General features: G+C 46.4%; 15 protein-coding genes and 1 tRNA gene. 8 read left to right on the top strand and 8 right to left on the bottom strand.

The window, feature by feature from the left end; all coding sequences use genetic code 11:
- Positions 1–67 precede the first annotated feature (67 nt).
- From DW039_RS02825 to DW039_RS02815, 3 genes are all read right to left on the bottom strand, one after another.
- A complete protein-coding gene (locus DW039_RS02825) occupies positions 68–5,965 on the bottom strand; it encodes an alpha-2-macroglobulin family protein (protein ID WP_117588662.1) in 5,898 nt (1,965 codons plus the stop codon).
- 701 nt (positions 5,966–6,666) lie between these two features.
- Positions 6,667–8,124 carry an aminoacyl-histidine dipeptidase gene (locus tag DW039_RS02820; RefSeq protein ID WP_005835191.1) on the bottom strand — a complete coding sequence of 486 codons (1,458 nt, stop codon included), beginning with the start codon at positions 8,122–8,124 and terminating at the stop codon, positions 6,667–6,669.
- A gap of 370 nt (positions 8,125–8,494) precedes the next feature.
- The gene (locus DW039_RS02815; RefSeq protein ID WP_005824021.1) at positions 8,495–9,481 is read right to left on the bottom strand and encodes a lysylphosphatidylglycerol synthase transmembrane domain-containing protein; all 987 of its coding nucleotides are present in this window, start codon (positions 9,479–9,481) and stop codon (positions 8,495–8,497) included.
- A 135-nt stretch (positions 9,482–9,616) separates the two neighbouring features.
- On the opposite strand from DW039_RS02815, the gene rsmA reads away from it, so the two are divergent.
- The 3 genes from rsmA to DW039_RS02800 all read left to right on the top strand — a co-directional run bounded on the left by rsmA (position 9,617) and on the right by DW039_RS02800 (position 13,755).
- Positions 9,617–10,411: a 16S rRNA (adenine(1518)-N(6)/adenine(1519)-N(6))-dimethyltransferase RsmA gene (gene rsmA / locus DW039_RS02810; protein WP_005824025.1), complete on the top strand. Its 795-nt coding sequence runs from the start codon at positions 9,617–9,619 to the stop codon at positions 10,409–10,411.
- 26 nt (positions 10,412–10,437) lie between these two features.
- Positions 10,438–11,784 carry a magnesium transporter gene (mgtE, locus tag DW039_RS02805; protein ID WP_005824027.1) on the top strand — a complete coding sequence of 449 codons (1,347 nt, stop codon included), beginning with the start codon at positions 10,438–10,440 and terminating at the stop codon, positions 11,782–11,784.
- Positions 11,785–11,901: 117 nt separating this feature from the next.
- Positions 11,902–13,755, top strand: a complete 1,854-nt coding sequence (locus tag DW039_RS02800; RefSeq protein ID WP_057282148.1) for a DUF349 domain-containing protein — start codon at positions 11,902–11,904, stop codon at positions 13,753–13,755.
- An 84-nt stretch (positions 13,756–13,839) separates the two neighbouring features.
- On the opposite strand, the gene DW039_RS02795 is transcribed toward DW039_RS02800, so the two are convergent.
- Both DW039_RS02795 and DW039_RS02790 read right to left on the bottom strand, forming a co-directional pair.
- Entirely contained in the window at positions 13,840–15,018 is a 1,179-nt protein-coding gene (locus DW039_RS02795) for a phosphoribosylaminoimidazolecarboxamide formyltransferase (protein ID WP_120381686.1), read from the bottom strand.
- A 182-nt stretch (positions 15,019–15,200) separates the two neighbouring features.
- Positions 15,201–15,271, bottom strand: a tRNA-Gln gene (locus tag DW039_RS02790).
- 217 nt (positions 15,272–15,488) lie between these two features.
- Here DW039_RS02790 and rsfS point away from each other — a divergent pair.
- Genes rsfS through DW039_RS02775 form a run of 3 tightly spaced genes read left to right on the top strand, consistent with a single transcriptional unit; the run spans position 15,489 to position 18,705 of the window.
- The gene (rsfS, locus tag DW039_RS02785; RefSeq protein ID WP_005824036.1) at positions 15,489–15,848 is read left to right on the top strand and encodes a ribosome silencing factor; all 360 of its coding nucleotides are present in this window, start codon (positions 15,489–15,491) and stop codon (positions 15,846–15,848) included.
- A gap of 9 nt (positions 15,849–15,857) precedes the next feature.
- Positions 15,858–17,873, top strand: a complete 2,016-nt coding sequence (gene ftsH, locus DW039_RS02780; RefSeq protein ID WP_087333342.1) for an ATP-dependent zinc metalloprotease FtsH — start codon at positions 15,858–15,860, stop codon at positions 17,871–17,873.
- Complete coding sequence (locus DW039_RS02775; RefSeq protein WP_016274134.1) at positions 17,863–18,705, top strand: phosphatidate cytidylyltransferase; 843 nt, start codon at positions 17,863–17,865, stop codon at positions 18,703–18,705. Before ftsH ends, DW039_RS02775 begins: the two co-directional genes overlap by 11 nt.
- 117 nt (positions 18,706–18,822) lie before the next feature.
- On the opposite strand, the gene DW039_RS02770 is transcribed toward DW039_RS02775, so the two are convergent.
- The 3 genes from DW039_RS02770 to surE all read right to left on the bottom strand — a co-directional run bounded on the left by DW039_RS02770 (position 18,823) and on the right by surE (position 21,608).
- Complete coding sequence (locus DW039_RS02770) at positions 18,823–19,572, bottom strand: NigD-like protein (protein WP_165853094.1); 750 nt, start codon at positions 19,570–19,572, stop codon at positions 18,823–18,825.
- Positions 19,573–19,670: 98 nt separating this feature from the next.
- Complete coding sequence (gene lpxB, locus DW039_RS02765) at positions 19,671–20,819, bottom strand: lipid-A-disaccharide synthase (RefSeq protein WP_098032348.1); 1,149 nt, start codon at positions 20,817–20,819, stop codon at positions 19,671–19,673.
- A gap of 24 nt (positions 20,820–20,843) precedes the next feature.
- Positions 20,844–21,608, bottom strand: coding sequence for a 5'/3'-nucleotidase SurE (gene surE, locus DW039_RS02760; protein WP_120381685.1), 765 nt, complete (start codon positions 21,606–21,608; stop codon positions 20,844–20,846).
- A gap of 157 nt (positions 21,609–21,765) precedes the next feature.
- On the opposite strand from surE, the gene DW039_RS02755 reads away from it, so the two are divergent.
- On the top strand, positions 21,766–23,202 hold the full coding sequence (locus tag DW039_RS02755; RefSeq protein ID WP_035450189.1) for a DUF1080 domain-containing protein: 1,437 nt from the start codon (positions 21,766–21,768) through the stop codon (positions 23,200–23,202).
- 45 nt (positions 23,203–23,247) lie between these two features.
- Positions 23,248–23,721: a DUF456 domain-containing protein gene (locus tag DW039_RS02750; RefSeq protein ID WP_005824051.1), complete on the top strand. Its 474-nt coding sequence runs from the start codon at positions 23,248–23,250 to the stop codon at positions 23,719–23,721.
- Positions 23,722–23,957 lie beyond the last annotated feature (236 nt).

Raw genomic sequence — 23,957 nt, 5'->3', positions numbered from 1 at the left:
TTAGCGAGAGTACCTAAAATAGCGGAGCGCAATTTGTACAAATTGCGCTCCGCTCCATACTCTATTGTTACTTTATTACAATTATCCCTCCCGCCGAATGCGAAGCATACTCCGGAGCATACGCACACTGTATCGTGGCCAGCCCCGTTTCGTATGTTCCGCCACGGGCTATGCGATAACTGTGCTCTAAGACATAAACGCCTTTGCCCAAATGGTCGAAGAAGAAATTGGTTGCGGCATCTTCCACTTCTGCATAATAACCGAGGCCATTACTCCAACGATAACCGGAAAGCGAGCCTATAGGTTCAAAGCAGGCACCCCGCTGGTCTTTCAACTGAACAAAATCCATAGTACGGTCCAAGCGGATAGTCAAACGGGCCACTATTTTATCACCGACGGATAATACGGTCCCTTCCGTAACCGGTTGCAAGGACTTGCTACCACCGGCCGATATACGCTCTACATAAAGTTTCTTCTCTACATTCAATTCCCCCCCCTGCTGCTTTACATCAGATATGGGTGACAGATACTGGGCATAAACAGCTCCCCAGGCAATGCCTGCATCCCGTTTCTCTACGGTGACGGTTTTAGCTTTCAGCTCCGGACTTCCTTGAGCGAAGGTTTCCTTGACATAACCCAAACCCGGGATTATGGTCTTTGTAGGCGACAATGTTTCCAAAACTTTGTTACCTAACGTGATACGTACGTCTCCCCGACTTTCCAGCAGATTAGTACCTTGACAAAGCAATGCATAAACAGCATCAGCCGTTGCAACCGGAGAATTCCAACTGGTAGTCTGCTTCTGTTTCAGCAGCCAGAGTTTCATTTCCTCCACCAAAGCATCGTTGCCACCTGCCATACGCAGGGCTTCCATTACTTCCACATGGGCAGGGATGGGCAGCATACCCCAGTTATACGGATTTGCTTGGAAAGCAAAGTATGCACCCAGTTCATCCGTCTGTACCAGATGTTCCTTGAGGGAAGCGATGAATTCATTCGCCTCGGCTGTACGCCCTACTGCTTTCAGGATGATGGCAGACTGTGCCTTGCTGCTCATGGTTCCATCTTTAAGATTGGCACCTACTTTTGATAGGAAATAGCGGTAAGCCGCTTGATTGTCTGCCGGCACTTGTTCGCCGCTAAGGGCTATCAGATACAGATATGTCATTGCCGATTCGGAGTTGGCAGTAATTCTGGCGCCATTTTTTTCGGCTTTACGGATATTGCGATACTCTTCCAAAGCCTGCCGATTCAAATAGCCGAAAGCTTTCTGCCGCATGGCGGCAACTTCTTCAGGCAGTTCATTTTTCGTCAGCAGAGGAAGACGAACAAGTAATTCTGTAATATAGCCAGTTATATAGCGGCTACCGGACATTCCCTTATACCAGCTCCATCCACCGTCTTCACCCTGCAATTCTTTCAATTTGGTAAAAGCGGAAAGATTGCGGTTATTCAGTTGGTTGATATCAAACAGCGTGGCAATACGTGCCTGCTGTTCGGCTTCAGTAGTAGCTTCCAGTACCCACGGAGACTCGCTGAGCAGGATATTCTTCACATCCTGATTCTTCTCCAACTGGCTGAGGAAGGTTTCTTTCGTGCCACCGGCAGCCTTCCAACTGTCAAATACAGTCTTAATGCGGGGCTGGCTGTTGGCAATGAAGCCTGCCAGACTATTGGCATACCAAGCTGTAGCCCAAGAAATGGCATTATCATTGGCAGGCAGGCTCAATGCCGGCAACGCTTGTACAGCATACCAAGCCGGATTCCCGGTAAATTCTACAGTCAGACGACGGTCTGTCGCTGTACGGCTATTACGGTTGAAAAGGCTGTCTAATGAGAACGTACGGGTCTCCTCGCCACGGATAGGCATAGCAAGCGTTTCCGTAATATACTCCTTATTCCTTAATACGGGCAACAGATGCTGCTCGCCATCGCTAAACGTACCTCCATCGGCAACCATACGAATACCAAGCAAATCATAGCGGTCGGACACTTCGAAATGGAAGTTGACAGCAGTATTTCTTCCTGCTTCTACCAAGAATTTCTGACGTTGAGTAGCAATAACTTTCTCCGTCATAGGGTCGAACAGTGTGAATACTGCTGTTCCTTTCACCGCTTTACCCGTCAGATTGGCTATTGTTCCGGCTATCTGTGTTTTATCTCCAACGCGGACAAACCGAGGCATATTCGGAGTCAGCATAAACTCCTTGGCAGTTACAACGGAAGCATCCAATATCCCAGTCAGCATATCCTTAGTATGTGAGTAACCACGGAAATTCCAACGAGTCAAGCTCTGCGGCATCGTAAAAGAAAACGCAAGCTCCCCTTGTTCGTTTGTACGAAGTTGAGGATAAAAAAAGGCTGTTTCGGCAAAGTTGGTGCGAAGCCCCTCAATAGGTTGCAAGGCCTCGCCAACCGGTATCGTTTCCGATTCAAAAACAACATCTTCCACCGCGTCTTCCGCTACTTGTGCAGGAACATATTTCACTTCAACGGCATTTCCGGATTCTGCTTTGGAAGCAAGCATCGGCTGGTTGGCACCACGTATTCTAAGATTACCGGTCAAAGAGCTATTCCGGGTAGTCCCATACCCCACAACACTTACTTCTTCCAAAAGCGCATTGTCTTCTACCATCACTATCCGCATCCTTCCATCCATATAAGGAGAACAGAAGTAGTCAAACGACCATACCGGAACCTTCCAAGCCTTCAACGGGAAATAAACGGAGAAGTAATTGCTATTATAACGGCTCGCACCACGGAATGCCCCATACAGATTATCCGGATAGAAAACCCGTAGTATCTGGTTACTCTTATAAATCTTATCCAGTGAAGCGTCGTACATCGTAGCCAACATCTCAGCCGCAGCAGGCATACCTTGAGGCGTCTTTATGACGAGCTTCCACTCTTCTTCCTGTCCGGGACGCAAACGGTCACGGAACACTTCCCATTTCATGTCGAGAGCACGTTCCGGCTCCCGCTTCTTCAGTTCAACCTGATGACTGTACATCTCGCCAGCTTTCACAAAACTGAAAAGAATGGTGATTCCCTTGCCATATGCTTCCTTATAAGGGAATTCCATACGAATAATAGTATCATTCAACTGCAACACACGGCTTTCAATGCGTTTTCTGTCACAAAAGACATCCATCAGCACATATGCATCCCGATAAGAAGTCCCCAAAAGAAAAGCGGCAGGGTACTGTACATCAAATTCCTCATTTTCTTTATAATAAAAGAAATCTGTAAACGTAGCCGGACGCTTGTCACTCTTTGAAAAGAGCATGAAACTGTCACTGCCATATGCCCCGTTATTCTCTTCACGTCCCAAACTATCACGTACAGAAAGTTTCAAGCGATAGTTACCTGAAGGAAGCTTGTTCCAAGCCGAAAAATCCTGGAGCCGATTGGCTGTGAAGGTACCCTCCAATACAACATCATCCAAGGGTTCAGAACCTGCAATATTCCTTGCCCCATTTTGTTCTGCAAATGGATAAAGGCAATAGGAACCTTCAATGTGCTGAGGAATATTCATTACATTATTCACTCCAAAAGTGAAAAGCATACTGTCTTCCTTACAAACATATTGAGGCAAGCGAATATCAAAGGAATAAGCTTTAGGACCTGCCAACAAGTTATACGAAGCGGATTGCGTTTCACCGGCCTCATCCGTCACCACCGCCTCCACATGATAAGTATACACACTCCCATACCCGTCTGTATCTACAGCCGGAGCTTCCAAAGTCAAGGGTATGGAAAAATCCCCGTTGGTATCCAATTGTATGGTGTCAGACAATAATGGTTTATCAGCATTGCTCCAATAACCAGGTCTCGGATTCCGGCGAGTCACCGTATATGCCAATGGCACATCCTGCACCATCATGCCATTGAAGGCCTTGACATTTCCTTTCAACACAACCTTGTCACCCAGCCGATAAGCTTCCGAAACCGGAGTGAAGGCAATCTCGAACGTAGGTCGCTTGTACTCCTCTACCCTAAAAGTGACGGTAGATTGAGGCTCTTTGGTTCGTATGCTGAACATGCCATTCAGGCAAGCTGCCGGAAGTACAAACTCCGTAGCAAAAGAGCCGAAATCATTGGTCCGCCCCTTCCTGGTGGCAAGTTCCTTGCGGTTGGCATCCAACAAGACAAGCTCATAATCAACTCCTTGTAGTACCTGGGCGCTATCACTATTCTGCTTGTAAGCTATCCCTTTTACATGAACGGTCTGCCCGGGACGATAAAGCGAACGGTCTGTCAGCAATGCCATCTGCCTCCAATCTGTATCCTTAATACCGTAATAAGGATGATTCATATAAACGTTCTGCGGCATCATGGCTGTGTCTCTGCCTTTACGCGCCACATAACTTCGGATTTCACTCTGCCAGGGTAATACAGCTTTCCCCCCGGCATCAGTCAGTACCTCTGCCATCGCTTTTCTATTCTTCTCATCATAAGAAGAGTAGAAACTCACCTTGGCACCAGCAATCGGCTGTCCACTACGGGCATCCAATGTAGCCACTTCCATACGGTTGTCACCCAAATCCAATGTCAGCACCTTGAAGCGGGTAGATACCAGAAATTTATCATCTGTACGGGCCGTTTCAGTATCAGGTACTATTTGAAGAATATAGACTCCCGTTTCCCGAGGAATCATGAACTTAAATACAGTGTCCGAGGCAAGATAAGGGACATCTTCAGGCAATTTATCCTTGCCTGGCAACGGCTTTAAGCCAAAATGCGTGGAAGAAAACTTCCGGGCATACTTTCTATAAGTATCTTTATTTATACCATGGTCCATCCAAGGTACTTCACTTAAAGTAGTGGTATATAAGTTGAGAGTGAAGCCCTCGACATTACGATAATGCAGCCTCATATTCACCGAATCGCCGGGATAACCGCTTTCATTCATAGTCAGAATGAGTTCAGGCTGTAAAATCTGTTCACGGATATTTTTCAACTCATTGATACGCTTATACGCAGGATAGCGCTTCAAGCCTTCTTCACAGACTTTTAGAGCCTCATCAGCGCGTTTCGGTTCCAAACGGCGCAGGTGGTTGGCTTTATGAATGTAAACCTCGGCACAAACCTCTCGTGAACCGTATTCCTTTATCAATTTATCCAAAACCTCAAGATATTCCCGATTAGCCTTTTCCTGACGCATTCGGAAAGTAGGATAAGGCTGCTGGCTGATACCACCGGTCAACTTCCAGTTCCAATAATCAAGAGAACAGAGCAACATAGCATCTTCCGAACCGGCACGATGGCGATAAGCATTCATCATATCCAGATAAATCCTTTCGATACGGGTCTGTACCAAAGAATCCACGCTGAAACCATCCAGCTGCCGATAAGCATCAACAGCACGGCTTACCAATAGATGGTACATATCGTGCCCATAGAACCGGCTACCGTCTTCCAACACCACAAAAGGCACATATTGTTCTGCAGATGTATTGAGCAAGCGGATGGAATCCTGCAAGGATGCACGGTTACACCTATCTATTTTATCCACAAACTGGCTGATACTCCACTCACGGATATCTTCTGGAACCTCGTCAACAGTCAGTAAAGTACGTGACAGCAAGACACGGCGATTCTTCCGCATCAAGTCAGCATATTCATATGCCAACAAAGAATGTAGAATAGCCTTGTTCACCGGATTCCTCTCCGATTGTGCCCAAGATTCCATATATTTCAGACTGGAGTAAAGGCTGTCCGGAGTCAGCCCCTCTTGATAAGTCTCCCTACAAATGTAGGCTTTCAACATTTGCGGAGCATTCTGCTCTTGCCGACCTTTCCGATAGATTTCATCAGCCAGTTTTATCACTGTTTGAGGCAGGCTTTTCTTTTGAGCCTGCTCCACCTGCTTCCACAACTTATCGTACGTCTGCGCATACAATGCCGAAGCCCCAAATGTAACCAGCAGCAACAATATGCTACAAATTCTTTGAATTACTCTCATAATTATTCGTTTGTTAGTCTTTGTATTAATAACAAAGGAAGTGAATAAAGTTCAAACAAATGTACTTTTGGACATAAAAAATCTTATTCTACTCCTACAAAAAAACAAGGGATATGTTTGCAAACATATCCCTTGTGCTATACTTAAATGCTAGTGTACTCACATTTGGAGGCTATAATATCTCATTGCCTCCATCCAATTCTTACCAGCTGCGGTAAGAATGTGCTTAAATGAATTTGCAATCTTCTTTTTCATAATCTTAAAAAATTAAACTAATACCTGAAAACTAAAATTCAATACTTCACGAAAGGGGGGGAATGCTTAAAGCATTACGTAACCCCAAATGTTCTTATCGGCTTCGCCGACATGCTTAAAAAAACTCTTTAACATTTTCATTTTGTTATCCTCCTAAAATCAATCTTGTTATCCTTAAAAAATCTACTAGTTTTCTATTGTTTTCATGTTTTACAACACAAAAATAGAGCCTTTGTTCAAGATAACAAGCAAAAAACGGATAGAAAACATGTTTTATAACACATTTCTTGACTTAGGTCAATTTTTAGGGAGAAAGTGCAAGGATATTGACATACCATTGTAATAAGTCTGGGACATTCTGGCAGAAAGGGGACAAACTGTCACAGACAAAAAAGGCAGGATACTTAATAAAGCACCCTGCCCCTATTCATTACATAAAGTATTCTCTACTTTTCAGGAGTCTGCTCCAATGTAGCCACCAAGAAATCATAGAACTTGGAAACAGTAGGAATTAACGCACGCTCGTCCGGTGAATGCGGAGAACGCAAAGTGGGACCGAAAGAAATCATATCGAGTCCTGGACAATTGGCACCAATAATACCGCATTCCAGACCTGCGTGAATAACCTTCACGGCAGGTTCCACACCAAACTGCTGCTTATAGGACAGCTTCATGGCATGCAGTATAGGAGAATCCACATTAGGCTGCCATCCGGAATAGCCACCACTCAATTCCACCTTCATACCTGCCATAGCGAAACAAGCTGTCAGGCTGTCTGCCAGGAAATCCTTCATCGTATCGCAAGAACTACGCGCCAAAATACGAACTTCGGCCTTACCGTCTGCAATGATTACGATAGCCAAATTGGAGGAAGTTTCTACAGTATCGGGAACAGTAGGAATCATACGCATCACACCATTCTGGCAAGCCATCAACACGTTAATCATATTATCCTGGATTTCTGAAGGAACAACGGCAGTGGGTAGAGTTACCTCTTCTATACTCAGGGTAATACCACTTTCAATCGGAGCATATTCGTCATTCAGTTGTGCCTCGTATTCCTTCATATAATCTTCCAAACCGTCCATATCCTCAAGATTGAACACCAATACTGCATGTGCTTCGCGAGGGATAGCATTACGCATATTACCACCTTCAAAACTTGCCAGCTGGGAGTCAAACTCAATCAGCAAATCATGTACGATGCGTGCCAGCAATTTATTGGCATTACCGCGCCCTTCATTGATTTCCAAACCGGAGTGACCGCCACGCAAACCTTTCAGCGTAATCTTACGAGCAACGAAATCGGCCATAGGCGTCTCCTCCTTATATTCCAAAGTAGCAGTAATATCAAGACCACCGGCACAGCCGATATAGAGTTCGCCTTCGTCCTCAGAATCAAGGTTCAGCAGAATTTCCCCTTGCATAGTTCCGGGTTTCAAACCGAATGCACCATACATTCCCGTTTCTTCATCCTTGGTTATCAGAGCTTCCAATGGGCCATGCTTCAAGTTATTATCTTCGAGCACCGCCATAATGGCAGCTACTCCCAAACCATTATCTGCTCCCAGCGTGGTTCCTTTGGCTTTCACCCAATCACCCTCAACATAGGTTTCAATGGGATCTGTTGTAAAATCGTGAATAGTATCGTTGTTCTTCTGAGGCACCATGTCCATATGCGCCTGAAGGATGATGCCTTTGCGATTTTCCATACCCGGAGTGGCAGGCTTACGAATAATAACATTGCCGACCTCGTCGACAAATGATTCCAACCCCAAGCCTTTTCCAAAATCAATAAGGAATTTGGTAATCTTCTCCATATGTCCTGACGGACGGGGAATCTGGGTCAGTGAATAAAAGTGCTTCCATACATTCTGTGGAGCTAACTGTAAGATTGTACTCATAATTCTAAAAAGTTAGTTTTCGCAAATATAACGGTTTATTCCCGGAAAGTACAATAAACCGGGATTTTTCTAAAGTACTAAATCATCAGCTATCTTAAACATGGCTTTTACATCTTCACATATTGCGATAGAACATCTGCACCTAATATAGCTACCATATTTAGGAATTTCTCCCACTTCTATATCCAAGCAACAATATCGTTTAAAGAAACCAATCTTCCAACAACCTTTAGGCTTCAGTACTTATAAGGAAGTACTGAAGTACTTGCAAAGAAGTATTACAGTACTTTTAAAGGAGTACTCTCTATAAGTACTGTCTCTGTCCTCTAACACAAGAAGTGACAATATAGGAACCCACCACAAGAAACGTCTATTTCTTTGCCCTATTCGCCAATGCCAGGTGCAACGACCCGTAGATGCCTAACACTATCACCAGCAACGTCTGTATGCCATGCACTATCAGAGCAAATATACCCGCATCCGTAGCATTTACCCCATAAAGCATCATCATAGTGATGACAGCAAAGTGCCAGGGTCCTGCCCCGTTGGGCGTGGGAACAATGACTGCAAACGTTCCGCCGACAAACATCACCAGCCCGGCAAGGAAACTAAGGTGCTCCGTAAACTGGAAGCAATAGAAAGTTATATAGAAATGATAGAAATAGCATAGCCAAATAAGTAAAGTGTAAAGAACAAACAAAGGCACATTCTTCACATTCTTAAGCGACATCACACCTTCCCATATATTCAAGACTACTCCCTTTACCTTTTCAAAAAAAGAAAGCATACGCAACAGAAAATAGAGAAGTACCAAAACACCAATAATAGAAAAAAGAGCCACATAAAACCAAGGGGAAGTCACAAGATGCACCAGCGAAGGAATCTTGGTGCCCGTCTCCTCGAAAAAACGGAAAAAGACAGGCATCTGCGCCAAAAAAGTAATCCCCGTAATCAGCAGAATGCAAAGCGTATCTACCAACCGCTCCGTCACCACCGTCCCCAGGGACTTTGCAAAGGAAACATTATCATATTTGGCAAGTACTCCACAACGCGAAACCTCTCCCACACGGGGCAGTACCAGATTGGTGGCATAAGATACAAAAATGGCATCAACGCAATCGCTTGTTTTGGGATGAGCATCCAGCGGCTCCAAAGTCTGCTTCCAACGCCAGCCTCGTAACACATGGCTCATCACACCGAAGAACAAGGACAACAACATCCACCACCAGTTCGTCTGATGAAGGAGAACTTCTTCTGCCTTTGAAAAGTCAAAATCACGATATACCCAATAGAGGATAAAACCACCCAATAAAATGGGTAAGATGATTTTCAACGTCTTTTTTAGCAGCTTATTCATACGATATTCCCAAATTCTTCATTCTTCATTCTTCATTCTTCATTGAAAAGAACTACCTTTGCTCCGTGTAAAGATAGGTTGTTGTTCACACTACAGCCTACGTTTACGGAGCAAAAGTAATGATTTAGTTGATACATGAGAGTAGTTAAACCTAAAAAGTTTCTCGGGCAACACTTCCTGAAAGACCTGAAAGTGGCACAAGACATTGCCGACACGGTAGATGTCTGTCCCGAAATTCCCATCCTCGAAGTTGGTCCGGGAATGGGAGTACTGACCCAGTTTCTTCTGCCCAAAGAACGCAACGTCAAAGTAGTAGAACTGGACTACGAGTCAGTGGCCTACCTACGGGAAGCCTATCCGCAACTGGAAGACAACATTATTGAGGACGACTTCCTCAAAATGAACCTGCAACGGTTGTTTGGCGGGCAACCTTTTGTGCTGACGGGAAACTATCCTTATAATATCTCCAGCCAGATATTCTTCAAAATGCTGGAATATAAGGATCTGATTCCCTGCTGTACGGGTATGATACAAAAGGAAGTAGCCGAGCGCATAGCCGCCGGGCCGGGCAGCAAGACATACGGAATCCTAAGTGTACTGATACAAGCATGGTACAAAGTGGAGTACTTGTTTACGGTACACGAACATGTCTTCAACCCGCCCCCAAAAGTTAAAAGTGCCGTCATCTGCATGATGCGCAATGAAACGCACGATTTAGGCTGCGACGAGAAATTGTTCAAGCAAGTAGTGAAAACCACGTTCAACCAACGACGCAAGACTCTGCGGAACTCCATAAAACCGATACTCGGCAAAGACTGTCCACTGACGGAGGACGTATTATTTAATAAACGCCCGGAACAACTGTCCGTACAGGAATTTATTCAGCTGACCAACCAAGTGGAACAGGCATTGAGAACGATTAATGATTAATGGCTAGTGATTAAACACGAACAATCATGGAAATAGACGAAGAATACATAGACAAAGTCAAAAGCCTGATAGAACAGAAAGACGCGGAAAACGTCAAAACACTTTTGACCGATCTTCACCCGGCGGATATTGCAGAACTGTGCAATGACCTCGGCTTGGAGGAAGCCCGCTTCGTTTACCGCCTCCTTGACAACGAAACGGCAGCGGACGTACTGGTTGAAATGGACGAAGACATCCGGAAAGAATTCCTGGAACTTCTTCCTTCGGAGACCATTGCCAAGCGTTTCGTGGATTATATGGACACGGACGATGCCGTAGACCTGATGCGCGAACTTGATGAAGACAAGCAGGAGGAAGTACTTTCGCACATCGAAGATATAGAACAAGCCGGTGACATCGTTGACCTGCTGAAATATGATGAAGACACTGCCGGTGGTTTGATGGGTACGGAAATGGTGACTGTCAATGAAAACTGGAGTATGCCGGAGTGCCTGAAGGAAATGCGCCTGCAAGCTGAAAAGCTGGATGAAATTTACTACGTATACGTCATCGACGACGAAGACCGTCTGCAAGGGGTATTCCCATTGAAGAAAATGATAACTTCCCCTTCTGTCTCCAAGGTAAAGCATGTGATGCGGAAAGATCCTATCTCCGTCCATGTAGATACCCCCATTGACGAAGTGGTACAAATCATCGAAAAGTATGACTTGGTGGCAGCTCCTGTTGTAGACAGTATCGGGCGTCTGGTAGGCCAGATTACCGTAGACGACGTCATGGACGAAGTCCGCGAACAGTCGGAACGTGATTACCAGTTGGCATCCGGTTTGTCCCAAGATGTAGAAACGGACGATAATGTCATGCGCCAGACTTCTGCCCGCCTTCCATGGTTACTTATCGGTATGTTAGGTGGTATAGGCAACTCCATGATATTGGGTAACTTCGACACGACTTTCGCCGCCCATCCGGAAATGGCCCTTTATATTCCGTTGATTGGTGGTACGGGGGGAAACGTGGGAACCCAGTCGTCTGCCATCATCGTGCAAGGCCTTGCCAACAGCTCACTGGATGCCAAAGACACCTTCAAGCAGGTAGCCAAGGAAGCAGTAGTGGCGGTCATCAATGCCACCATCATCTCCCTGCTGGTATACATCTATAATTTTATCCGGTTCGGAGCTACGGCTACGGTCACTTATTCCGTCTCCATCAGCCTCTTTGCAGTCGTCATGTTCGCCTCCATCTTCGGAACGCTAGTCCCCATGACTTTAGAGAAACTGAAGGTTGACCCGGCCATTGCCACCGGCCCGTTTATCTCCATTACCAATGACATTATAGGCATGATGCTGTACATGGGTATCACTGTCTTACTGTCATAAAAACAAGAAAATAGAAAAAAATCAAGGCAAATTGTATGAAGTAATCATTTTATTTCATTAATTTGTAGCCTAATGTAACCCGAACGGGAGGAACCCGTTTCTAAAAAAGTAAATACAATGACGGACACTCATGACACTAATCTCCCCGAAAAGCCGGTGGAATTAGAAGAAGAAAAGAAGGCAGCAGAGGTTTCTGAACCGGCAACAACAGAAACTCCCGCTGAAGAAATCGTTTCGGAAAAGCCGGTAGAGCCAGTTCAGAAGCTCACGAAAGAGGAAATACTTGCCAAACTCAAAGAGGTGGTTGCAGACGTGGAGAACGTGGCAAAACCTGAAATAGACGGTTTGAAGCAATCTTTCTACAAGCTGCACAATGCTGAGCAGGAAGCGGCCAGAAAACTGTTCATTGAAAACGGAGGCGCCGCGGAGAACTTTGTTCCACAAACAGACAGTGTGGAAGAAGAGTTCAAGAATATCATGTCCGTCATCAAAGAAAAAAGAAGCGCACTCACAGCCGAACTGGAGAAGCAGAAGGAAATGAACCTGCAGGTAAAGCTTTCCATCATCGAAGAGCTGAAGGAGCTGGTTGAATCTCCAGATGACGCCAACAAGAGCTATACGGAGTTCAAGAAACTACAGCAGCAATGGAACGAAGTTAAACTCGTTCCGCAAGCTAAGGTCAACGAGCTTTGGAAAAACTACCAATTGTATGTTGAGAAATTCTATGACCTTCTGAAACTGAACAATGAATTCCGCGAATACGATTTCAAGAAGAATTTGGAAATCAAGACACATCTCTGTGAAGCTGCCGAAAAGCTGGCAGATGAAGCGGATGTAGTTTCAGCTTTCCATCAGTTACAGAAGCTACATCAAGAATTTCGTGATACAGGGCCGGTAGCCAAGGAACTACGCGACGAAATCTGGGCACGTTTCAAAGCTGCCTCTACAACCGTAAATCGACGTCACCAGCAACATTTCGAAGCATTGAAGGAAGTGGAACAACACAATCTTGACCAAAAGACCGTAATTTGCGAAATCATAGAAGCCATCGACTACAAAGAACTGACAAACTTTGCTTCTTGGGAGAGCAAAACGCAAGAAGTCATCGCACTTCAAAACAAATGGAAGACCATCGGTTTCGCTCCGCAAAAAATGAACGTGAAGATTTTCGAACGTTTCCGCAAAGCGTGCGACGAGTTCTTCCGTAAAAAGGGAGAGTTCTTCAAGACCCTGAAGGAAGGTATGAACGAAAACCTGGAAAAGAAGCGTGCCTTGTGCGAAAAAGCAGAAGCTCTTAAGGACAGTACCGACTGGAAAGTAACTGCCGATGAACTGACCAAACTTCAGAAAGAATGGAAAACCATCGGTCCGGTAGCAAAGAAATATTCGGATGCCGTATGGAAACGTTTCATCTCCGCTTGTGACTACTTCTTCGAACAAAAGAACAAAGCCACTTCTTCACAGCGCAGCGTAGAGCAGGAAAATCTGGAAAAGAAAAAAAACATCATCGAGAAACTGAATGCTATTGATGACCAAATGGATACGGAGGGAGCTACCCAATTGGTACGCGACCTCATGAAAGAGTGGAACGGCGTAGGACATGTACCTTTCAAAGAGAAAGACCGAATCTATAAGCAATACCATAGTCAGATAGACAAATTGTTTGAACGCTTCAACATCAGTGCCTCCAACAAGAAGCTAAGCAATTTCAAGTCGACTATCAGCTCCATTCAGGAAGGTAGTCCACAAGCCCTTTACCGGGAACGTGAGAAGCTGGTACGTGCCTTCGACAATATGAAGAACGAGCTCCAGACATATGAAAACAATCTCGGCTTCCTGACCACTTCTTCCAAGAAGGGAAATAGTCTGCTGACAGAAATCAACCGCAAGGTGGAAAAGCTGAAAGCAGACATCGAGCTTGTGAAAGAAAAGATAAAAGTGGTGGACGAGAACATCAAAAACCAAGGATAACGTAACAAGATAAGACTTAATAAAAAAGGAACCCGCCCCTACAGCTATGCAGCCGTGGGGGCGGGCCTACTTTTATACCCCTTATCAATGATGGAACAGACGGATACCCGTGAACGACATGGCAATGCCATATTTATCGCAAGTTTCAATCACATGGTCATCGCGTACAGAACCACCCGCTTGGGCAATGTAATCTACTCCACTCTTATGGGCACGCTCAATATTGTCTCCAAAAGGGAAGAATGCATCCGAACCCAAAGAAACACCTTTCAATGTATCCAACCAAGCCCGTTTTTCTTCACGGGTCAGCACTTCAGGTTTCTCCGTAAAGAACTGCTGCCAAACACCGTCAGCCAGCACATCGTCATGGTCTTCACTGATATAGACATCAATCGTATTATCACGGTCGGCACGGCGGATTTTCTCTACCCATGGCAAATTCAACACCTTCGGATGCTGGCGTAAATACCAAATGTCAGTCTTGTTGCCCGCCAAGCGAGTACAGTGGATACGGCTCTGCTGGCCGGCACCAATACCGATAGCCTGACCGTCCTTCACATAGCATACAGAATTCGACTGCGTATATTTCAAAGTGATAAGGGCTATCATCAAATCACGTTTCGCTGCTTCCGGGAAATTCTTATTCCGAGTAGGAATATTCGCAAAGAGTTCATCTCCATTCAGCTTTATCTCATTACGTCCCTGCTCAAACGTGATACCAAAGACATCCTTATGTTCAATCGGGGCAGGCTTATAGCCGGGACTTATCTGAATCACATTGTAAGTTCCTTTACGCTTTTCCCTCAAGATAGCCAGTGCTTCGTCCGTATACCCCGGAGCAATAACGCCATCCGAGACCTCGCGGTTAATAAAACGTGCAGTAGCCTCGTCGCACACATCACTCAAAGCGATAAAGTCACCATAGGAAGACATACGGTCGGCACCGCGGGCACGCACATATGCGCAAGCAAGCGGAGAGAGCGGAAGATTATCCACAAAATAAATCTTCTTCATTGTCTCGTTGAGTTCCAAGCCGATGGCGGCACCCGCCGGACTGACGTGTTTGAATGAAGTTGCAGCAGGCATACCGGTCGCCTCTTTCAGTTCCTTTACCAACTGCCATCCATTCAAGGCATCCATAAAATTAATATACCCCGGACGTCCATTCAAAACCTCAATAGGTAACTCCCCCTCCTGCATGAAAATGCGAGCCGGCTTCTGGTTAGGGTTACAGCCGTACTTCAGTGCTAATTCTTTTGCCATAAAATTCTGCTTTAATGTTGAAATGCTACAAATTTACAGAATATTTCCGGCTTACAGAAGCCTTGTCACTGAATTTGCCACCGAATGCCTACACTGAAATTTTCGTACATGGTCGAAAAGCAACAAAAAACCACTAAAACTTGCGATTTTAGTGGTTTTTTGACTTAAATAAGGTAAGTTCGTTGGGCTACCTGGATTCGAACCAGGAATGACAGGACCAGAATCTGTAGTGTTACCATTACACCATAGCCCAATTGTTATTATTTCCGTTTTGCGGTTGCAAAGATACAAAGATTTCTATAAATCAAAACAAAAACGAGTATTTTTTTCGCAAAAAACTGATAAGATACCGTAATCCAAAGGATTATATAACTAAAAAAAATCAAAAATTGAAAGAGTTTTCCTCTTTTGCGTGTTTGATATGAGAAATCAACGTATATTTGTCAACTGTTTTAATATAATAATGTATAATGAACGAAACGAAGAAACTGATTCAACAGATAACAGAAGGTATTCAAGATAAAAAAGGAAAAAAAATCGTCATCGCAGATCTGACAAAAATCGACGATACAATATGCAATTATTTCGTCATCTGCCAAGGAAACTCTCCCAGCCAAGTGACAGCCATTGTAGAATCCATCAGGGACTTCACACGCAAGGGTGCCGATACCAAGCCCTTTGCCGTAGACGGGCTGCGCAATGCCGAATGGGTAGCTATGGACTACTCGGACATATTGGTGCATGTCTTCCTGCCTGAAACAAGGGAATTCTACAATCTGGAGCACCTATGGGCAGACGCCAAATTAACTCAAATTCCTGACCTCGATTAATCAAAACGTATGGACAATAATACCAACAAGAAACCCAATAAAGTGAATATGCCCAAGTTCAACCTGAACTGGCTGTATATGATTATAGCGATGATGTTGCTGGGGTTGTACCTGACCAATGAAAATGGTACGGCAACTAAAAACATCTCTTATGATGAATTCCAGCAATATGTACGAGACGGTTATATAAGCAAAGTCATCGGCTACGACGACAATTCCGTCGAAGCATACGTCAAACCCCAGCACGTAGGAAACGTATTTCGTCAGGACTCCAGCCGCGTAGGCAAGAATCCGCTTATTACGACCGAGGCCCCCTCACGCGAGAGCCTAGGTAATTTCCTGCAAAAGGAAAGAGACGACGCCCACTTTGACGGCTCCATTAACTACGAAAAAAAGCGGAACTACTTCGGTGCCATTTTGTGGCAGATTCTCCCCTTTGCATTCCTTATCGGTTTCTGGATTTTCATGTCCCGCCGCATGAGCGGTGGTGGAGGCATGGGCGGAGGTGGAGGCATCTTCAGCGTAGGAAAGTCCAAGGCCCAATTGTTTGAAAAAGGTTCCCCCATCAAGATTACATTCAAGGATGTGGCAGGACTTGCTGAAGCCAAGCAAGAGGTAGAAGAAATTGTCGAGTTCTTGAAAGAGCCCCAGAAATATACCGATTTGGGAGGTAAGATACCCAAGGGCGCCTTGCTGGTAGGCCCTCCGGGAACAGGAAAGACCCTGCTTGCAAAGGCTGTGGCCGGAGAAGCCAACGTACCATTCTTCTCTTTGGCAGGTTCCGACTTTGTGGAAATGTTTGTCGGCGTGGGTGCTTCCCGTGTCCGCGATTTGTTCCGCCAAGCAAAGGAAAAAGCGCCTTGTATCGTGTTCATCGACGAGATTGACGCTGTAGGGCGTGCCCGTGCCAAAGCAGCTGCTATGGGTGGCAACGACGAGCGCGAGAACACATTGAACCAGTTACTGACCGAGATGGACGGTTTCGGCTCCAATAGTGGTGTTATCATCTTAGCCGCCACCAACCGTGTGGACGTTTTGGATAAGGCATTGCTGCGCGCCGGACGTTTTGACCGCCAGATACATGTAGACCTACCCGACCTTAATGAGCGTAAGGAAGTATTCGGTGTACACCTGCGCCCCATCAAGATAGACAATAGTGTGGATGTAGACCTTCTGGCACGCCAGACTCCCGGATTCTCGGGGGCAGACATTGCCAATGTATGTAACGAAGCAGCTTTGATAGCTGCCCGCCACGGCAAAAAGTTTGTCGGAAAGCAAGACTTTCTGGACGCCGTAGACCGTATTGTGGGTGGGTTGGAAAAGAAAACCAAAATCACTACCGAGGCCGAACGCCGTTCCATTGCCATACACGAAGCCGGCCATGCCAGCATCTCCTGGTTACTGGAATACGCCAATCCGCTGATTAAAGTAACCATTGTACCCCGTGGACGCGCTTTGGGCGCGGCTTGGTATCTGCCGGAAGAACGGCAAATCACCACTAAGGAACAGATGCTCGATGAGATGTGTGCCACCTTGGGAGGACGTGCCGCCGAAGACCTATTCTTAGGTAGAATATCCACCGGAGCCATGAATGACTTGGAACGCGTGACAAAGCAGGCGTACGGTATGATTGCCTATCTGGGTATGAGCGAAAAACTACCCAACCTCTGTTACTATAATAATGAGGAATATTCCTTCAACCGCCCGTATAGCGAAAAGACTGCGGAACTGATTGACGAAGAAGTGAAGCAGATGGTCAACGAACAGTACGAACGTGCCAAGAAAATATTGTCCGAAAACCAAGAAGGGCACAACCGGCTGGCACAACTGCTGATTGACAAAGAAGTAATCTTTGCCGAAGACGTTGAACACATCTTTGGGAAACGTCCATGGGCTTCCCGCTCGGAGGAAATCAGTGCAAACAAGACTGCTGCCGAGCTGAAAAAAGCGGAGCAAGAAGAAGAGCAAAAAGCCATAGAAGCAGAAAAGGAAGTCAAGGAAGAAGAAGAAAAGCATGAAAAATAACTTTATCCAACGTGCCGTTACCGGCGTGTTATTCGTCATAGTATTGGTGGGCTGTATTATTTACAGCCCCCTTTCGTTCGGTATACTGTTCACCATTATCAGCGCACTGAGCGTACATGAGTTTGCCCAATTAGTCAGCAAAAGCGGCGAAGTAAGCATTAACAAGACCATCACTGCATTGGGGGGAGCCTACCTTTTCCTTGCATTAATGAGTTTCTGTACCCAGCAGTCTGTAGGAGCACGGGTATTCCTTCCTTATTTGGGACTATTGCTCTACATGATGATTACGGAACTTTACCTCAAGAAAAAGAATCCGACGGGTAACTGGGCCTACTCCATGCTAAGCCAATTGTACGTGGCACTCCCCTTTGCCCTGCTGAACGTACTTGCTTTTCAGAACTCCCCGGAAACGGGCAGTGTGACCTACAACCCTATTCTACCGCTTTCCATTTTCGTTTTTATCTGGTTGAGCGATACAGGTGCCTATTGCGTAGGTTCGCTGATAGGCAAACACCGTCTGTTCGAACGTATCTCACCTAAAAAATCCTGGGAGGGCAGCATCGGCGGCGGAATATTCTCCATCGCTTCCTCTCTTGGCTTTGCACATTTCTTTCCTTTTATGCCAGGATGGCAATGGGTAGGTCTGGCAATCGTTGTCGTCATTTTCGGCACTTGGGGCGATCTGACCGAATCACTCATGAAACGCCAATTGGGCATCAAGGATTCCGGTAACATTCTGCCGGGGCATGGAGGGATGCTCGACCGTTTCGACAGTGCCCTGATGGCAATTCCTGCAGCAGTTGTTTATCTATATGCCTTGACGATGTTCTAACGACGGCTCACATGACCAAACTTACATAAAACAGATATAAAAAGAGCACCCGGGCAAGATGAATGACATCAAAATCACGGGTGCTCTTTCTAACTATATACTCTCGCAAACTCTTTCTTACTTCAACTGCATATTGGACAAATCCACATTAGTAGTCAGCTTTTCATTACTCCCCGCAGTTTTCAAATCAAAGGTTACTTCCACCTCTCCATTCTCTTCTGAATTGAGTTTCAACTTGATGCCTTTGGTTTCAGAGGGGATGTCCAGACTGTTCAAGTTATAGGAGACAGCACCAGGACTACGACGTCCCGTCAGGTCATCATAGTCGTTATAGCGGAGTCCCAAATGGACGTATCCATCTTCGCCATACAAAGTATCATCTTCTTGCGGACGCACCAGGCTGATACGGTGTTTATTATCAGTCGAAGATGGCAGGTTCTGCATGAAAAAAATGTTCATATAGCCACCACTGATGGTAATATCACCTTTATATATACGCACGGGGTCATTACCGAATTCCTCTTCGGTTTCGGGAGTCAGCGTCTCCACCTCTTTCGTCAAGACGTTCTGCAGACGCAGCAGCTTCACAGCATGGTCATATCCTGCATAGTTGTCCCACAAAGGATTGAACACGGTAATCACACGCTGCCCATCCACAGCATCATACCACCCAATGTCCGTATTTACCGGCCAGAGTGTCCCCCAGACATCGCAGTTTAAATAAAAGGCATTTCCCGTAACACGCACAGTAGCCCACAAAGGCGGGGTAAAATCACCCAAAGAATATCCGTCGTTATCATCACATGATTGCAAAGCGGGCATCACTGCCAAACATATTGCCATAAATAACCAATGTAGCTTTTTCATAATCAAAGTTCTTTTCATTTGTTTCTGTATAGAAAATACAAAAGCCGGGCATTTACTGCACCGGCTTTCCCCATTTTAACAAATTCTTAATTTTTCGACTATTCCTCCCTGCTCCTCCTCAACAATGCCACCATCTTGCGGGCAGCATGTTTGGGTGCCCCTGCCTCTCCCAGACGGGATGCCATATACTCATATCCCTCGAGCATCTGACGGCGGTATTCCTTATCGTACAAAATGCGGTTCAGCTCCGAGCGTACCTGCTCTACCGTCATGGTATCTGCAACCAGCTCTTTCACCACCTCCCGGTTGGCTATGAGATTGACCAGGGAAATGTACTTCACTTTCAGTACATGCCGTTTCAGGAAAGCGATAACCTTCCCTATCGGAGTATGGTAGCACACCGCTTGCGGCACACGGAACAGAGCAGTTTCCAGCGTTGCTGTCCCCGAAGTGACCAGTGCAGCCTCTGCCTGCCTCAACAAAGGAAATGTCTTGTTGAAGATAATCTTCACGTCCGCCCCACCCACATAACGTTTGTAATACTCGGGAGAAATGCCCGGAGCACCGGCCAGCACCAGTTGATAATCGGGAAAAGAAGCTGCCGCACGAAGCATGTCCGGCAGATTGTCCTTGATTTCCTGCTTGCGGCTACCGGCCAGCAGAGCAATAACGGGTTTGGCCGAAAGTCCGTTTGCCCGGACAAAGTCGTCGAATGTCTCTGAGCTGGAAGCAAGAAAAGCCGTCACTTCATCCACTGTCGGATTGCCGACATAATGTATTGGATACCCGTGCTTCCCTTCAAAAAACTCCACCTCGAACGGTAGGATGGAGAACAGCTCATCCACATCCCGTTTAATATTCTTGATGCGGTATTCCTTCCATGCCCAAATCTTGGGAGAAATATAATAAAAGACAGGAATCCTTGTGTTGGCATGGACAAACTTGGCTATATCCAGATTAAAGCCCGGATAGTCCACCAAAATCAGCACATCCGGCTGCCACGCAACAATATCCTCCTTGCAGCGCTTCATATTGGCAAAGATGGTGCGCAGATGCAGCAATACGGGAATGAACCCCATATACGCCAACTCTTTGTAATGCTTCACCATCACACCGCCCACTGCAGCCATGAGGTCGCCTCCGAAGAAACGGAACTCCGCTTGCAAGTCCTCCTCCTTCAATGCAGCCATCAGATGGGAGGCATGCAGGTCGCCGGAAGCTTCACCGACAATCAAGTAATACTTCATATCAATTGATAATTGTCAATTAATTCAGAACCATGCTTTCAGTTCATCAATCAAGCCGTATGCCGTTGCATCCACCGTGGTCGGGGTGATTGCCACATAACCGTTATCAAGCGCCCAATGGTCATTCTTCTCATTTTCGGTATCGTTGTTCTCAAACTCGCCGGTCAGCCAGTAGTAATGGGCATCTCCTCTATGAGCAAAGTTTTCCCATTCATTGGTCCATTGCCCCTTGGTTTGTTCGCAAATCTTCACACCCTTCAATTCTTTGGTATCGGGGAAGTTGACATTGAGGCATGTCAACGGAGGGAGTCCTTTCTCCAATACCAGCCGGGCTATCTCGCGGATGTAAGGACCTGCAGGTTCAAAATCAGCGTTCGGCTCATGGTTGCAAAGGGAGAATCCGATGGAAGGCACTCCTTTCAGGCATCCCTCTATCACAACGCCCATCGTACCGGAATAATGCAGGTTTACAGAAGAATTGTCGCCGTGGTTGATGCCGCCTACCACCAAGTCGGGCTTGCGGTCGAGCACCGTATGAAAAGCCAGCTTCACACAATCGGTCGGCGTACCGGAACACTTGTATACCGTCAGCCCAACATCCTTACGGACCAACTGGTAGTGGATAGGTTCCGTTACAGTCAGCGCACACGCACTTCCAGAGCGGGGTGCATCCGGCGCCATTACCACAATCTCGCCCAGCGGACGGAGGAATTTGATTAACTCGCTAATACCTTTCGCAATGATGCCGTCATCATTGGAAATCAATATCAAAGGTCTCTGATTTTCCATAACTTTCTTTTTTATTATCGTGCAAAAGTAGCTAAAAAGGCTTTAAACAGAATACTACAAAGATAATAATTCTTTTGTATTCAAAGATATTTTCAGAAAAGGCTAACTTTGTACCGACAATAATTGGAATATAATCATTCATAAAATCCATGCTATAATGAACACTTCTTGCCATTCTACCATTGCTGCACGCATCGAGACGGCAGCTGCCGCAATTATTCTGTTTCTAACAACCCTGACAAGCTGTGGCAGGAGCAGTTCTCCCGAGCCACTTGACCAATGGAATGACGGGACATCTACGCTTCACACGGCAGACCCGGTCATTGCAGAAGGCCGGAAGCTCTTCAACGACAAAGAATACCAAAATTTCCGACTCACCGGAGAAGCCCTCACACAACCCGGCTCCGAAGCAGGCCTCCTCTTTCATACGGACGGCGAGTCCGGTTATGAAGTGATATTCCGTAACGGAGACATCGACGGCACACGCAAGAGCGGCTCACTCGCCTCGGTGCGCAACCTCTATCGCTCACTCGCAAAAGATGGAGAATGGTTTGACTTCGAGATAACCGTACGCGGACAAAACATCATTGTCTGCATTAACGGAACCGAAGTTGTTTGTTATACCGAACCCGGACACCCATATCGCACAGAGGAGCACGCCCGGCAACTGCTGAGTCAAGGTTCCATTGCCCTGCAAGGCATACACGGCGAAGTGTCATTCCGGAATCTCGCCATCGAACGGCTTGCCAAGGAGGCACGCAACGAAGCCGACACGCTTGCTCCGGTAGACGAGCGCACGGATGAGATAATCAGGCTACAGCAGCACGATTTCCCAGTTATAGACTATCACGTTCACTTGAAAGGAGGGCTGACGAAGGAAATGGCACACGCCATGTCCATGAATTACGGTATCAACTATGGTGTCGCCCCCAATGCCGGAGAAGGAGGCGTAGGACGTATGCTGGCCGATGACAAAGAAGTGTACGACTATTTTAATGAAGTAAAAGGGATGCCATTCCTGTGCGGTGTACAAGGTGAGGGACGCAAATGGACGGCAACTTTCTCGCAGGAAGCTTTGGGGATTTTCGATTACCTGTTTACCGACGCCATGACCATCATAGACCACAAGGGACGTAATTCGCGCATCTACCGGGCCGAAGAAGCACTCTTTGATGACATTACGCTTGAACAGTATATGGACCACCTTGTCGACCAAACAGTCCTGATTCTGACCAACGAGCCAGCCGACATTTATGCCAACCCTACCTTCTTGCCCGATACTATGGCGCATGATTACGACAAGTACTGGACGGACGGACGCATTGAACGCGTATTGAATGTATTGCAACAACATGGAATCGCTCTGGAAATCAATGCACGCTACCGGATTCCCAGTTTCGAGATTATCCGTCGCGCCAAAGCACGTGGAATCAAACTCACATTCGGTACAAACAATGTCGATGCCGACTTCGGACGACTGGAATACTGCGCCGAAGCCATCAAGCAATGCGGCCTCACAGCCGACGATATATGGTTCCCGTCGATGAGCACACGCCGCTCCCGCCCCATTGTCATATACAACCGATTCGAGTAGCAGGGAACAACCGCTGTCATCTTCACCAACAGAAACGATACACCTATGGACATTCTTCTCATCATCTTGGGCATCCTCTGCCTGATTGTCGGATTGGCAGGCTGCATCCTGCCTATGATTCCGGGACCGCCCGTAGCCTATGCAGGCTTGTTGCTTCTACATTTCACGGACAAGGCGCAGTTTTCCACCACGCAGTTACTTTTATGGCTGGCAGCAGTCGTCCTTGTACAGATACTGGATTATTTCGTCCCGATGCTGGGCAGCAAATACAGCGGAGGCAGTCGGTGGGGAACGCGCGGCTGCCTCATAGGCACCATCGTAGGGTTGTTCTTCATGCCTTGGGGCATCATCCTCGGCCCCTTTCTCGGAGCCTTTGCCGGCGAACTGATGGGAGGCAGCAAGACAGACCAGGCCTTGAAATCGGGGCTGGGCTCGCTGCTTGGATTCTTGCTGGGCACAGTAGTGAAATGTGTGATGTGTGCGTACTTCTGCTGGGAGTTCGTCAAAGCCTTGGTCTGACACCAGCTCCTCTCCTTCTGCCCGGGAACAACTTATCCCCCGACCATCTTCCACACGGTAGTCCATCTGCATGAGATGTACATCTCGAGCAACATGAGATGCACGTTTCAAACAACACGAGATGTACATCTCATGCAAGTAGAGAGAATAGTCCAAGCCAATGTCTTCCATTGGTTTACAAATCTTAATCTTCTGCAAGCGAGACAAAAAATCAGCTTCATTTCAAGATAAATACG

Source organism: Bacteroides sp. AF39-16AC (assembly GCF_003602735.1).
GTDB classification, from domain to species: Bacteria; Bacteroidota; Bacteroidia; order Bacteroidales; family Bacteroidaceae; genus Bacteroides; species Bacteroides uniformis.
The sequence above is the reverse complement of the archived record's forward strand: the minus strand, read 5'-3'. Positions and strand labels throughout refer to the sequence as shown.